Annotated in this window: 14 protein-coding genes; 10 read left to right on the forward strand and 4 right to left on the reverse strand. The window is 70.3% G+C overall.

Going from position 1 to position 13,007, the window contains the following annotated elements:
* The first annotated feature begins 96 nt into the window (after positions 1-96).
* The 3 genes from ABGB14_RS43565 (at position 97) to ABGB14_RS43575 (ending at position 2,339) form a co-directional block, all read left to right on the forward strand.
* Positions 97-1,140 (forward strand): BtrH N-terminal domain-containing protein, encoded by a 1,044-nt coding sequence (locus ABGB14_RS43565; RefSeq protein ID WP_347649755.1) that lies wholly within the window; start codon positions 97-99, stop codon positions 1,138-1,140.
* A 33-nt stretch (positions 1,141-1,173) separates the two neighbouring features.
* On the forward strand, positions 1,174-1,857 hold the full coding sequence (locus ABGB14_RS43570; protein WP_347649756.1) for a DNA alkylation repair protein: 684 nt from the start codon (positions 1,174-1,176) through the stop codon (positions 1,855-1,857).
* A 62-nt stretch (positions 1,858-1,919) separates the two neighbouring features.
* Entirely contained in the window at positions 1,920-2,339 is a 420-nt protein-coding gene (locus ABGB14_RS43575) for a hypothetical protein (protein WP_347649757.1), read from the forward strand.
* 17 nt (positions 2,340-2,356) lie between these two features.
* On the opposite strand, the gene ABGB14_RS43580 is transcribed toward ABGB14_RS43575, so the two are convergent.
* Positions 2,357-3,691: a hypothetical protein gene (locus tag ABGB14_RS43580; RefSeq protein ID WP_347649758.1), complete on the reverse strand. Its 1,335-nt coding sequence runs from the start codon at positions 3,689-3,691 to the stop codon at positions 2,357-2,359.
* A gap of 83 nt (positions 3,692-3,774) precedes the next feature.
* Between ABGB14_RS43580 and ABGB14_RS43585 the strand changes: the two genes are divergently transcribed.
* Genes ABGB14_RS43585 through ABGB14_RS43595 form a run of 3 tightly spaced genes read left to right on the forward strand, consistent with a single transcriptional unit; the run spans position 3,775 to position 8,309 of the window.
* The gene (locus ABGB14_RS43585) at positions 3,775-5,106 is read left to right on the forward strand and encodes a DUF4407 domain-containing protein (protein ID WP_347649759.1); all 1,332 of its coding nucleotides are present in this window, start codon (positions 3,775-3,777) and stop codon (positions 5,104-5,106) included.
* Positions 5,103-7,544: a hypothetical protein gene (locus ABGB14_RS43590; RefSeq protein WP_347649760.1), complete on the forward strand. Its 2,442-nt coding sequence runs from the start codon at positions 5,103-5,105 to the stop codon at positions 7,542-7,544. The genes ABGB14_RS43585 and ABGB14_RS43590 overlap by 4 nt, the downstream gene beginning before the upstream one ends.
* A gap of 48 nt (positions 7,545-7,592) precedes the next feature.
* Positions 7,593-8,309 carry a class I SAM-dependent methyltransferase gene (locus tag ABGB14_RS43595; RefSeq protein WP_347649761.1) on the forward strand — a complete coding sequence of 239 codons (717 nt, stop codon included), beginning with the start codon at positions 7,593-7,595 and terminating at the stop codon, positions 8,307-8,309.
* Positions 8,310-8,357: 48 nt separating this feature from the next.
* Here ABGB14_RS43595 and ABGB14_RS43600 read toward each other — a convergent pair whose 3' ends face one another.
* On the reverse strand, positions 8,358-9,116 hold the full coding sequence (locus tag ABGB14_RS43600) for a hypothetical protein (RefSeq protein WP_347649762.1): 759 nt from the start codon (positions 9,114-9,116) through the stop codon (positions 8,358-8,360).
* A complete protein-coding gene (locus ABGB14_RS43605) occupies positions 9,103-9,606 on the reverse strand; it encodes a SigE family RNA polymerase sigma factor (RefSeq protein ID WP_347649787.1) in 504 nt (167 codons plus the stop codon). Before ABGB14_RS43605 ends, ABGB14_RS43600 begins: the two co-directional genes overlap by 14 nt.
* Before the next feature lie 151 nt (positions 9,607-9,757).
* On the opposite strand from ABGB14_RS43605, the gene ABGB14_RS43610 reads away from it, so the two are divergent.
* The 4 genes from ABGB14_RS43610 (at position 9,758) to ABGB14_RS43625 (ending at position 12,196) form a co-directional block, all read left to right on the forward strand.
* Positions 9,758-10,654, forward strand: coding sequence for a hypothetical protein (locus ABGB14_RS43610; protein ID WP_347649763.1), 897 nt, complete (start codon positions 9,758-9,760; stop codon positions 10,652-10,654).
* A gap of 169 nt (positions 10,655-10,823) precedes the next feature.
* Positions 10,824-11,222: a metalloregulator ArsR/SmtB family transcription factor gene (locus ABGB14_RS43615; protein WP_347649764.1), complete on the forward strand. Its 399-nt coding sequence runs from the start codon at positions 10,824-10,826 to the stop codon at positions 11,220-11,222.
* Positions 11,155-11,637 (forward strand): SRPBCC family protein, encoded by a 483-nt coding sequence (locus ABGB14_RS43620; protein ID WP_347649765.1) that lies wholly within the window; start codon positions 11,155-11,157, stop codon positions 11,635-11,637. Before ABGB14_RS43615 ends, ABGB14_RS43620 begins: the two co-directional genes overlap by 68 nt.
* Positions 11,624-12,196, forward strand: a complete 573-nt coding sequence (locus tag ABGB14_RS43625; protein ID WP_347649766.1) for a TIGR03086 family metal-binding protein — start codon at positions 11,624-11,626, stop codon at positions 12,194-12,196. The genes ABGB14_RS43620 and ABGB14_RS43625 overlap by 14 nt, the downstream gene beginning before the upstream one ends.
* 111 nt (positions 12,197-12,307) lie before the next feature.
* Here ABGB14_RS43625 and ABGB14_RS43630 read toward each other — a convergent pair whose 3' ends face one another.
* Positions 12,308-12,937, reverse strand: coding sequence for a DJ-1/PfpI family protein (locus tag ABGB14_RS43630; RefSeq protein WP_347649767.1), 630 nt, complete (start codon positions 12,935-12,937; stop codon positions 12,308-12,310).
* Positions 12,938-13,007 lie beyond the last annotated feature (70 nt).

Here is a 13,007-nt window from a genome sequence, read left to right on the forward strand (position 1 = left end):
CCGCCCCGGCTGGACTCTCCCCCCGTGGGAGGCCTCATGCTGGATCCCGGCGGGAGGGTGCGGCCGTACGCCGCGCCCGCATGAGGAGAGCGACACATGGCCATTGTGAAGGGCGTCGAGGCCCGCGGCATGCACCACTGCGAGACGACCGCGCTGGGGGTGCTGTTGCGGCATGAGGGGCTCGACCTGTCCGAGCCCATGCTGTTCGGGTTGGGCTCGGGCCTGTCGTTCCTCTACTGGGACAGCAAGAGCATGGCCTTCCCCTTTCTCGCGGGCCGCGTCAGGCCTTTCGACCTCACCAGGAACCTGGCCGCCAGGCTGGGGCTGACGTTGCTGGTCAAGGAGACCGCCTCGCCGCGCAAGGCGTGGGAGAACGTGGCCGCCCCCATCGACGCCGGCCGGCCCGTAGGCCTCCAGCTCGACTCGTACCATCTGCACTATTTCCAGTCCAAGGTGCATTTCGGCGGTCACATCGTCGCCATGTACGGCTACGACGAGCACGACGCCCACCTGGTGGACACCGACCAGCAGGGAGGAGCGGTGCGCACCAGCCGGGCCGGCCTCGCCAGGGCGCGCGCCGAACGCGGCCCGATGACCGCCAGGAACCGGTCCTTCACCATCACCCTGCCGGCTCACCCGCTCGCCTGGCAGGAGCAGATCATCCCCGCCATCAGAGACTGCGCCGACGCCTTCCTCGCCGCCCCCATCGCGAACCTGGGCCACCGCGGCATCGAGAAGGCCGGCCGGAAGGTGCCCGGCTGGCTGGGGCGGGCCGGCGATCCTCGGCAGGATCTGTCGCAGGCCGCCCTGCTCATGGAGAGGGGCGGCACCGGCGGCGCCCTGTTCCGGGCCCTCTACCGCGACTTCCTCGACGAGTGCACCCGGCTGATCGACGACGACGACCTCCGCGCGGGGCACCGGCTGTACGCCGAGGCCGCCGGCCTGTGGACCGACGTGTCCGCCCTCGTCGCGAAGGCCGGGGAGAGCGGCGACGCCGGGCACCTCCAGCAGGCCGGCGCCCTCCTGCACGATCTGTCACGCATCGAGAAGGACGCCATGCAGGCGCTGCGCCGGTTGCGGCCCGGCGGGGAGGCCGTACGAGCACGGGCGCGCACGACAGGAAGCCGGCTTCCGTCGTAGGCTCGATCGCGCACGTAGGGACAGGAGGCTGAGGTGGCCGAGACGACGGTGGCCGAGGTGCTGGCCGAACTGGCCGGGCTGGAGGACCCCAAGGCACGCGCGGTCAACGAGAGACACGGTGACGACCACGGCGTCAACCTCAGCAGGCTGCGCGCGCTCGCGAAGCGGCTGAAGACGCAGCAGGAGCTGGCGCGCCGGCTCTGGGAGACGGGTGACACCGCGGCGCGACTGCTGGCGCTCCTGATCTGCCGCCCGAAGGCGTTCGAGCGTGGCGAGCTGGACGTCATGATGCGGCAGGCGCGCACGCCCAAGGTGCACGACTGGCTCGTCAACTACGTGGTGAAGAAGAGCCCGCACGCCGAGGAGCTGCGCCTGGCCTGGTTCGCCGACCCGGATCCGGCGGTCGCGAGCGCGGGCTGGGCGCTGACCGCCGACCGGGTGGCGAAGCAGCCCGAAGGCCTCGACCTCCCAGGACTGCTCGACGCCATCGAGGCGGAGATGAAGGACGCCCCGGACCGCCTGCAGTGGGCGATGAACACCTGCCTGGCCCAGATCGGGATCGAGCACGCCGGCCTCCGAGCCCGCGCCATCGGCATCGGCGAGCGCCTGGAGGTGCTCAAGGACTACCCGACCTCCCCGGGCTGCACGTCTCCGTTCGCGCCCATCTGGATCACCGAGATGACGCGCCGGGCCGGGCAGGGAGCCGGCCGCGGCTGAGCGCGGCCTCCGGGTGCCCCGGACCATCGCCCGCGCCCCGTCCCGGCGCATAATACGTTCTCATGATCAGAGAGCCGCAGATCCTGGCCTGTTCCGGGGTGCTGTCCCCTCCCGAGGGGTTCCGGCACGTCGGCGTGCAGATATGGCAGGCGAGGCAGCTGGCCGGCGCGCGCCGACCGCGGATGTGCCTCATCGCGACGGCGGTGGGTGACTCGCGGGAGTTCATCGACGGCTGGAGCGCCAACGGTGTCCATGACGATTTGGGTGACCAGCCCCGGCGGGCGCGGTTCCGCGAGTCCGTGGCGAGCGGGACGCTGCCGGCCGGGTACGCCACCGAGGACGGCGTCGCCCTCCACTACGTGGGCACCGGGCTGCACGAGGTCGTGAGCGTGCTCCCCGACCGGAACGCATGGTTCGTCGAGCCTGACGGCGCGGGCGGGACCAGGGAGAAGGCCCTTCCCGCCCGCTGCTGGGTTCCCTGAGCGCCGGCGGCACCCGTTCAATCGATGAGCGGAACGGGAATCTTCGGCCGCTTCAGCGAGGAGAGGCCGATCTGAGCGCACAACGCCTCCGCGTCCACCGTCGCGAGCGGCTTGAGCGCGGCGGTGCCGAGACGGGCCCAGACCGCTCCGCCCGGGGAGCCGGGCTGGTCGCGGATCGCGGCGAGCGTGACGTCCTGCTGCCGTTCGAGCCGGCTGAGCAACCGCTGCCAGTCGTGGCCGTGCGGGCAGGGCGCCACGTCGCCGCCAGGGCCGGGAGGGTGCGGCGGCCTCTCACCGATGACCAGCAAGGTGGTCCGCCGGGGGCGGGGCCCCGCATCCAGCCTGGCGACGACCTCGGCCAGCATGTCCTCCAGCTGGACGGCGCGCGGGTGGCCGGATTCCGCCGCGCCGAACCAGCCCAACGACTTCAGCGCCTCCTCCGGGTCCGCCAGCCAGTCGGTCACGATCACCCGGTCGCCGCGCCGCCGCCGGGTGGGGTGGTGCGCTCCGTAGCCCATGAGGCCGACGCTCAGCGCCCCTGGCCGGGGAAACCCCCGGTGCGCGGCCTTGACCAGCTTCTCCGCGCAGTCCAGCCGCGCGGCCACGCGCGCGGCGGGGCCGGCGATCTCGATGGCGCAAACGAGGTGGACGTGCTGCTGCACCGGCTCGTACGAGCGGGGAATCGCCGCCATCAGCTCGGCCACGCTGCGGTTGTCGCGGGTGACCTGCTCCGGAGAGAGGAAGAGCACCGAGCCGGGCCGGCGGAGCCGGACCCTGACCAGATGAGGTCCCGGCGGCACGTGGGCCACCTGCATCGACAGCAGCGCGGGGGCCGAGCCGTCCCAGGCGACCACCGCGAGCACGGTGCCGTGGTCGTCGGCCGCCTCGCTCCGCACCCTGACCTCGGCCACGGCGCCGCGCCTGGCGCCTTCGGGAAAGAGCTCCCGCAACGCGAGCATGATCTGGCCGGTACGCGGGTCCGCCCTGGCGACGAGCAGGCCGTGGGAGAGCCGGACCGGGGAGTCGGCGATGGCGTCCCGAGCCAGGCCGCGCACGTCCAGCCCTTCCTGGTCCCAGCACCGCGCATCCGGGTGGGCCGTGCGAAGCCGGTCGAAGATCGCGACAGCGCCGGGGGCGTCCGGAGCCGTGTTCACCACGTACAGCCGGCCGGTGGGCTCGGGCAGCGAGAGCTCGCCGGGCATGCCCGTGATCAGCTGCTCCGACGGTTGGGGAACACCCGCACCGTCAAGTGTGATCACGATGCTCAGGGCCTCGCCGGCGGTGAGCCCGACCAGAGTGATCGATTCTCCGGCGCCGAGTGTTGCGACAGCGGTACGGAACGCTTCTCGCACCGCCGCATGTTCTCATAATGACGCGGTTCCCAGGACTAAAATGGCACGGCGACCGGCTCACGTGATCGAGGAGGGCGGCGGCCATGGGCGGGCTCCTCCTCTACCTGTCCGGAGCGCGGCGCGACATCCTGTCCATGTGCCCGTCGGAGGCGGGCAAGTTCAGGTGGCTCGGCGGTGCCGTGCTGGTCACGAGCAGTGTGGCCGCCCTCTCCATGAGCTTGGCGCTGGGGACCGCGCTCGACGTCAACCTCGCTCTGGCCGTGATCACGGGGCTCGTGTGGGGGCTGGCCATCATGTCCCTGGACCGGTGGCTGATCGCGACCCTCGGCGACCACGGCGCGGGGCGGCTCTGGCTCGCCCTGCCTCGGCTGCTGCTGTCCCTGATGCTCGGCGTCATCCTCTCCACACCCCTGGTCCTGCACATCTTCAGACCCGAGATCGACGCCCAGATCGTGCAGATGCAGCAGGCCCGCGCGGAAGCGTTCCAGCGGCAGCAGTCCGCTGGCGAGAGCGCCAGAGAGATCACCCGCCTGACCCAGCTCGTCGACCAGCTTCACCAGGTGATCGAATCGAAGGGTCAGGTCACCATCGACCCCGCCAAGGATCCGAAGACGGCATCTCTGACCACTGACCGGGATCGTGCACTCGAGCAGGCGAACGCCTACTACGACGACTGGCAGTGCCAGTTGTACGGCGGTGAGTGCGAATCCGTCCCGGGCGCCAAGGGGGACGGTCCGCGAGCGCGCGAGCTGGAGAGCCGTTACCGGTCCGCCCGCCACGAGGTCGATCAGCTGAACACGCAGATCGATCAGCGGAGGCAGGAACTCACGCGGAAGAGCAAGAGCGCTGCCGCGGCACGGTACGAGCAGGCCAGGGCGGACCTTCCCGGATATCAGGCACAACTCGACCGGCTCAGGGGTGAGCAGGAGGATCGCCACGCCGCCTTCGAGTCGCAGAGCCGGGAGGGGGGCGGGCTGCTCCTCCGGATCGAGGCGCTGGGGGCGGCCTCGGCGAAGAACGCCACCCTGAACACCGCGAACCTGCTGATCTTCCTCCTTCTGGCGCTGATCGAGTGCCTGCCGGTGATGGCCAAGCTGATGCACCGGCCGGGCACGTACGAACGGATCGAGCAGGCTCAGGCCCGCAGGGAGGAGCAGGCGGCGGCCCGCGCATGGCTCATGTCCGCAGAGATCGACGCCGCGCAGGGCGCGGGAAAGCTGACGCTGGAGCAGGTCTGGGAGCGCGAGTCACGCCAGCCGGACCGGCCGTCCAAGCCCTCCGACCCCGTCGCCGGACGCCGTCGCCGGCCGGCGGATGAGGACGAGCTCCAGGATCGGGCGCTGCGTGGCATGCGGGACGCCCGTGCGCCGGAGGACCCCGACGCGACCCCGCTGCCGCGGGGGCAACGCCCATGACAGCCGCCTGGACCACGACGCCGGAGCTGTTTCCCTGGGACGAGCTGGCCGGCAGCTGCCGCGACGACCCCCGCATCCGCTTCTATGTCGAGCCCGCGCCGCCGCGGGCCACAACCGCGAGCCGGCCCGTGGACTGGGCTCGGGTTCTCGCCGGGAGCAGCAGAGACCAGGCCTTCCGCGATGCGACCGCGCTGGAAAGCTACGCCGGCTTCGCTTCCCTGGCCCACGCGAGCACCCGCGCCCGCATGGATTTCGAGGACTACGCGGCGGGATTCAGCCCGGCCGCGCTTCGAGGATTCCTGACCACGAGGGTGTCGCTCGTCGTGGCCGTCGGACTCGCGCTGCCGGTCTCCTCGTGGTCCGCGCTCATGCTGCTGGCCTGCCAGCTCTCCGCACTCGCCCTGGTGCCGGTGGCCGGCCTGACCTGGCGCTCGGCCCGCGCCACGCGCAGCGCGCCGCGGCTCCTCCTCGCCGCGCTGGCGCTGGCGGCGGGGCTGGCTCTGCCGGCGGTCGCGCCGCTGCTGGGAGCGGCGTTCTCCTTCACCAGCTTCCTGGTCATGGGTGGCTTCCTCGGCCTCGTCTGGATCCTGAGCCTCGATCACACCGGCCGGCCGCTGCGCCGGATGCTCAAGATGCACCTCCTCACCCCCGCGGCTCCCGGTCTCGAGAACCGCGCCGAGCGGGCGCGCCGGCAGTGGCTTGAGGACGCCCGCGAGAACGCCGTCATGCCCGAGCTGATCCAGACGATCAACCGCCTCCTCCAGCCCCGCATGGAAAAGCGGCTGCTCGTCCAGGACACGGCCAGGCTGCGGGCGATCTACCACGCCGGTCTCCTGGTGCCCACCCGCGCCACCCAGCGGGTCCAGGAGGCGCTGCGGCGCTCGGACGGCGCCAGCATCGCCATCTCGGGCGCGCGCGGCACGGGGAAGACCACGCTCCTGCGCATGTTGTGCGGAGGCGAGTCGCAGTTCTCGGTCCTGGTGTCCGCGCCCACCCACTACGTGCCGAAAGAGTTCCTCATCGAGCTCTTCCAGCGGGTGTGCGCCGCGTACATCACCGACCAGGGGTTCACGGTGGAACGCAAGCTCGCCGTGCGGCGGCGCATGGGCCTGCTTCGCTACCTGGCAGGCGCCTCCGGGCTGTTCCTCCGCGTGGCGCTGGCCTGCGGGCTCACGGGTCTGCTGATCTGGTCACTCGCCTTCGAGCTGGCACAGGCCGCGAACGTGGTGGCCGCCTTCGTCGGTGACCTGTCGGCCGGCGTGCGGAGCTGGTGGGAGGTCTGGTGGGCCGACAACCGGCTGGTCGTGCAGATCCTGCTGATCTTCCTGATCGTGGCGGCCGTGCCCAAACGGCACTGGCGGAAGCTGTCCTGGGCCTCGGAGCCGAAGCTGGTCATGGAGGCCAGGCGCCACTACCAGCGGCTGCAGGCGGAGCAGACGGCGACCACGCAGGCCAGCGGCAGCCTGCCGGCCCTGCAGACCGGATTCCAGCGCAGCATCGCGTTGAAGTCGATGCCCTGGGGCATGCCGGAGCTGGTCGGCCACCTGCGCCGGTTCCTGGAGGACGTCACCGAGGTCGAGCACGCGCGCGGGCGCAAGGTGCTCATCTGCATCGACGAGGTGGACCGGATCGGATCGGTGGAGGAGGCCACCCGCTTCCTCAGCGAGATCAAGGCCATCTTCGGATCGGTGCACTGCTATTTCCTCGTCGCCGTCGCCGACGAACTCGGCGCGTCGTTCGCCCGCCAGACCATCACCGGGCGCTCCCACCTCGAGAACGCCTTCGACGAGAAGATCTCCCTGGAGCCGATGTCCTTCGAGCTGTGCCGGCTCCTCCTGCAGCGCCGCGTACCCGGCTTCACCGAGCCCTTCGTCTGGCTCGGGCTCGTGCTGTCCGGCGGGCTGCCCCGCGAGCTCATCCGCGTGGCCAGACGGCTCGTGGAGATCAACATGGAGTTCGAGTACGCCCTGCGCCTTCCCGACCTGACCGACCGGCTCGTCAGGGAAGAACTCCACGAGGCGATCACCGGCACTCGCGCGCAGATCGGCCGCCTGCCGGCCACCCCCGAGTGCGGCGCCCTCCTCGACCGGCTGCACCAGCTGAGCCGTCCCCTCGAACCGGACGCTCCGCTCGGCGACCTGCGTTCCTCGCTGAAGGAGCTGGCACTGCTCGCATCGGAGCAACCGCCCGTGCTCAACCCGGACGACCTGCCCCTCAGGACCCTCGTGACCGAACTGTCGACGCTGGCCTTCCTCGGCATGACCGTCAGCGACGCGTTCAAGGACAACTGCTTCGACCTCATGGCCGGACAGGATCCGGCCCAGCCCGCGGCAGGACCTTACCTGGAGCTCGCGGCGGCGCGGCGCGAACTGAGCATCTCCGCTGACAGCTGCCGGGCGGCGGTCCAGCGGATCCGCGTGGGCATGGGCCTTCCGTAACGGCTTCGCGCTGAGCCATGACCGGTCTTTCGCGTAGCGTTGCCTGCCATGACCGACTTCGTCTCCCTCCCCTTCTATGACCTGTTCCACGAGAACGGGCATGTGCCGGGCATCCGCGAGAAGCTCCCCTCGCTTCTCACGGGGGTCCGGCGGAGCATCCTGGAGATCGGTGCGGGCAGCGGCCTGATCACCACCTCGATAGCCGACTGGACACCGGCCGAGATCTTCGCGCTGGAGCCCTCGGCCGGGATGCGCGGGATGTTGCTGTCCCGGCTGAACGCCCGTCCGGAGCTGCTCAAGCGCGTGACCGTGTTGCCCTGTGACGCGCTGGGCGTGGACCTGGACGAGCCGGTCGAGGCCATGGTGTTGATCAACGTGCTGTACGCCCTGGATCCGGAGTACCGCAGGCGGCTCTGGCCGGTGCTGGCGACCCAGCTGGAACCCGACGGCCTCCTGGTCTTCACCTGGCGCGACGGCGGCCCGCCCGCGCCCGGCCCGCTCGAGGAACTGGAGTCGTGTCAGGTGGGCCGGCACACCTACACCGTCCTGTCGGAGATCACCGAGTCGGACGGGGAGAGGTGCGAGGCCCGCTACGTCTACCGGGTCACGGAGAACGACAAGGTCATCAGCGAGGAGGAGATCTCCGGCTACGCCTACCGGCCCGTACGGGACGTGATCGAGGCAGAACTGGCCGGCGCGGGGTTCGTCCGGGCGGACGCGCCTGACGGGCTCCTCGCCTGGCGGCTCGGGCTCCAGCAGTTCTGATCGATCGCGGCACCACCTCCTGATCACGTGTTACCGCCCCGGCGGAGGTCAGAGGGTCGAGGTGAGCCCCTCCGCGATCTTCTTGAGCTCGGCGCTGACGGCCTCGGCGCCGGAGAACTCCTCGGCGTACACGGGACTGAACATGATCTCGGCGCGCTGCCGGTCGCCCATCCTGAGGAAGAGCGTGGGGGTGCCCTTCATGCCGTCCTCACCCACCTCCTGGATGACCAGGTAGCCGGTGCGGTCGCCGACGGTGATCTCCTCACCGTCGTCCTCGTCGCGGTACTGCTTGATCCGGTCGTCGACCTCCTGGACGGCCGCTTCCTCGTACATGTAGATCTGCACGCAGTAGAAGCCGTTCTTGTCGCCGTCGAAGTTGTACGAGGTCGTGTACCGGTCGCCGAAGTCCAGCGACCAGTTCGACCATTTCAGCCGCTCGGGCAGGTAGCCCACCTTGACATGCCCGAACGCCTTCCCGTCGCCCAGGTCTCCGAAGTCCGGCGTCGGGGAGGGAGCCGGCGGGGTGTCGTCGATGGCGGGCGGCTCCAGCGTCGCGGAGGTCGTGGGCTCCGGCACCGCGGAGATCGCGGGCTCCGGCCGCCCGGTGGTGGCCACCGAGCCGACGGTCACGTACCCGATGGGCGCGGCGGCGATGACGGCGACCGACGCGGCCAGCGCCGCGGCCCTGGTCCTCTTCCGCTTGCCGCGGGAGGAGCGCATGACCCGCTCCGCCAGGTCGGGCGTGGCCTGCAGCCTCGCGGTCTCGTCCGCCATGATCTGGCGGATCTCCTCCTCAAGCGTGGGCATTCCTGATCACTCCTTCCACTGGTTCCCGGCCAAGCGCCGCGCGGAGCTTGGCCATGGCCTTCGACGCCTGGCTCTTGACGGTGCCGACCGAGCATCCGAGCACCTCGGCGGTCTGCGTCTCGCTGAGGTCCTCCCAGTACCGCAGGACGACCACCGCGCGCTGCCGGGGCGGCAGGGCGCGCAGCGCCTCCATCAGCACATGGCGCAGGTCGACGTCGGTCGCGCGGGCCGCTCTCTCCGGCGGGCTGTGCATCGGGATGATGTTGAGGATGGCTCGGCGGCGGGCGCGGCTGATGGCGGCGTTGATGATGACGCGGCGCACGTAGGGCTCGGGGCTGTCGTGGAGCACCCGGTCCCAGCTCCTGTACGTACGCTCCAGCGCTGTCTGCAGCAGGTCTTCGGCCTCTGTCTCGTCACCGCAGGCGAGGTAGGCGACCCGCAGCAGGCTCGTGGCGCGCGCGGCCACGAAAGCGCCGAAGTCGTGCTCCATGCCGCTCACGGCTGTCTGTCCGATTTCACGCCTCCTAATACGCCTCGGCCGGTCCAAGCGTTGCCCGTCGGCGAGGAAAGGTCCACGGGCAACCATTCGGGCGGTCCCAGGCGTATTTCAGATCGTCACATCGAATCCACGGAGGAACCCTATGAAGTTCGCGACCGCGCCGATCCGGCGGCTGAGTTCCCTGGGCATCGGCCTGGCCGTGGGCGCCACCGCTCTCATGGGCGCGCCGGCGGCGGCCGCGGCGGCTCCGCCCGAGGGCGCCTACTGGCACTCTCGGGCGCTCATGACCACCACCCACGCCTGGCGGTTCGGCTCCAGGTCGGACCCCTATTCTCTGGTCCAGCGGCGGGTCACGGACTACTGGAACGCGCCCGACGGCAGGATGTGGATCGGGTTCCGCGAGCTCGGAACGCTGCCGAGGAGCGCGGCGGACAAGAAGGCGTGGCGGCGTGACGGCTCCCCGTCCAGGTGGAGCGAGTCGATCGACGGCAAGACCGTGAAGCTGTCCACCGAACCGGCCAAGGGCAGCGTGACCCCCGTACGGAATGAGAACTCGTTCCGGCTCGCGGGGCAGCGGCTGACGTACGACGAGGTGCAGCGCCTGCCCGCCGACCCGGACATCCTGAAGGACTGGCTCAAGAGGGCGGGCAAGGTCAGCCGCGTGCCGGACGGCGCCATCGACGGCTGGGTCACGAGCTCCCTGCCGGAGATCCTGCACTCCATACCCGCCCCGAAAGAGGTCCGCTCCGCCGCTTACCAGGCGCTGCTGACGATGCCGGGCGTCCGCGCCGGCGGCAACGCGAAGGACACCCTGGGCAGATCCGGCGCCGCAGTCGTGATCGACCGGACGAGCAAGGGAAAGAGCGGTACGAGCTCGGCCGAGATCAGGCTGATCGTCGACACCGGCACGATGGTGCTGCTGTCACGGGACCAGACGGTCACGCACAACGGCAAGACGATCGCGGGCAAGACGCACAACGAGACGCTGGTCAAGGTCGGCTGGACCAACTCCCAACCCGCAGTCCCAGCCCTGCCCTAGCACCCGGGCGGGCACCCGCGTTCAGCAGGAGCTCGTCTCCGAAGCCGGGTAGGGCCGCTTGTAGGAGGCACGGCAAGGCGGGCACGAACAGCGCTTTCAACCTGGAGGTTGACGGCTGGGGGGCCATCGGCCTACAGTTTCAACCACTGAGTTGAAAGTAGAGGAGCCGATGACCACGGACACGCTGTCGCGCGTCTTCGCCGCCCTCGCGGATCCCACGAGGCGTGACATGGTGGCCCGGCTCTCGGAGTGCGACGCGACCGTGAGCCAGCTCGCCGAGCCGTACCAGATGACGCTGCAGGCCGTCTACAAACACCTGCGGGTGCTGGAGGACGCCGGGCTCGTCAGCCGGCCGCACGGGCCCCAACCCAGGCCGGTGCGCTTGGAGGCCCAGGCCTTCGACCTGATGGACACCTGGATCGAGCGCCACCGCCGCCGCGTCGAGCAGCGCTACCGCCGCCTCGACGCCGTCCTCTCGGAAATGAACGGAGACCAACCACATGAGCACGACCAAGGAGACGGCCATCGAAGCCGACCCGGGGGTGCCGATCATCCGGACGACTCGTGACTTCGCGGCAACGCCCGAGCAGCTGTTCCGCGCCCACACCGATCCCGCGCTGTTCGTCCGGTGGGTCGGCCCCGACGACACGGCCACCCGGATCGAGCACTGGGACGCGCACACCGGCGGCAGCTGGCGCTACGTCTCGGAGCACAACGGCACGGAATACGGGTTCCGCGGCTGCTTCCACGAGGTACGGCCGGACCGCATCGTGCAGACCTTCACCTTCGAGGGCGACCCCGACGGAGTCGCCCTGGAGACGTTGCGGTTCGAGGACCTGGGCGACGGCCGGACGCGGCTGCGGTCGCAGTCGCTGGTCGACAGCTTCGAGGGCCGCGACGCGTGGCTGCGCAGCGGTATGGAGGTCGGTGTCAGCGAAGGCTACGCCAAGCTGGAGAGGATGATCATCGATGGCTCTGTCTGACCACCCCGCCGAGCGACACCGGCAGATCGCCGGGCTGTTCACCGACCGGGTCCGCGCCACCACGTCGTGGGACGTGCCGTCCCCGGTCGCCGGCTGGGCCGCCCGCGACATCGTCCGGCACCTGACCGAGTGGTTCCCCGGGTTCCTGGCCTCCGGCGCCGGCATCGAACTGCGCCGCGGACCCTCGGTGGACGAGGACCCGGTCGCCGCGTGGCACCTGCACAGCGACGCTGTGCAGGCGGTGCTGGACGATCCGGAGACCGAGCACCGCAAATTCACCAACCCGCACATCGGCACCCTGCCCCTGGCGACCGCGATCGACCAGTTCTACACCGCTGACGTGTTCATGCACACCTGGGACCTGTCCAGGGCAACCGGCCAGGACGACCGGCTGGACCCCGGCTTCTGCGCCCAGCTCCTCGACGGGATGGAGCAGATGGAGGAGGTTCTCCGCTCCTCCGGCCAGTACGGCGCCCGGGTCGAGGTGCCCGCCGGCTCGGACGTACAGACCAGGCTGGTGGGCTTCATCGGCCGGGACCCGTTCTGGCAGGGACAGTGATCCGGACACCCTCCACCTGACCGGACACCCACAACCTGCCCGGACGCTCTCAACCTGCCCGCTCAACCTGCCCGGACGCCGAAGCCACAGGCGTCCAGCGGCGAGCGCGGGTCAGCGGCTTCCGATCCCCCTGGCGAGAAGATCCTTGGCGGCCTGGGGAGCCTTGGCAGGGGAGCCCGCGTCGAAAGGTGGCTGAGGGTCGTACTCGATGGCGAGCTGGATCGACTCGGCCGTGGTCTGGTCAGCGATCCGCGCCGCCAGGGTGAGGGCCATATCGATGCCCGACGAGACCCCCGCAGCGGTCACGATCTTCTCCTGGAACACGACTCTCTCGGGGGTGTAGGCAGCTCCGTACGACTCCAGGACGTCGACTGCCGCCCAGTGCGTCGTCGCGGAGAGACCATCGAGCAGCCCCGCCGCGGCCAGCAGCAGTGAGCCTGTACAGACGGAGGTGGTCCAGACACTCCCTTCGTGCATTCGACGGATCCAGCCGAGGAGATCGTCGTCCTGGAGGAGGCCTCGAGCGCCTGGTCCCCCTGGAACGAGCAGCACATCGCAGGAGTCGACATCGGCGAACGCCGCGTCGGCGCTGATGGCCAGCCACTTGGGCACATCTCGCACCGGCCCCGGTTTCTCGGCGACGAACACGATCTCGGCGTCAGGGAGAAACTTGAGCACCTCGTACGGGCCGACTGCGTCAAGGGCCGTGAACCGATCAAACAGCGGAATGGCGATACGCACGATGACTCCTCCGGTCAGCTCGACAATGCTACGTCGGTGCCGTATTCCCTGTCGTTCCCGCGCGTGGAGC

Origin of the sequence: Nonomuraea sp. B10E15, from assembly GCF_039871615.1 — a bacterium.
Taxonomy (GTDB): domain Bacteria; phylum Actinomycetota; class Actinomycetes; order Streptosporangiales; family Streptosporangiaceae; genus Nonomuraea.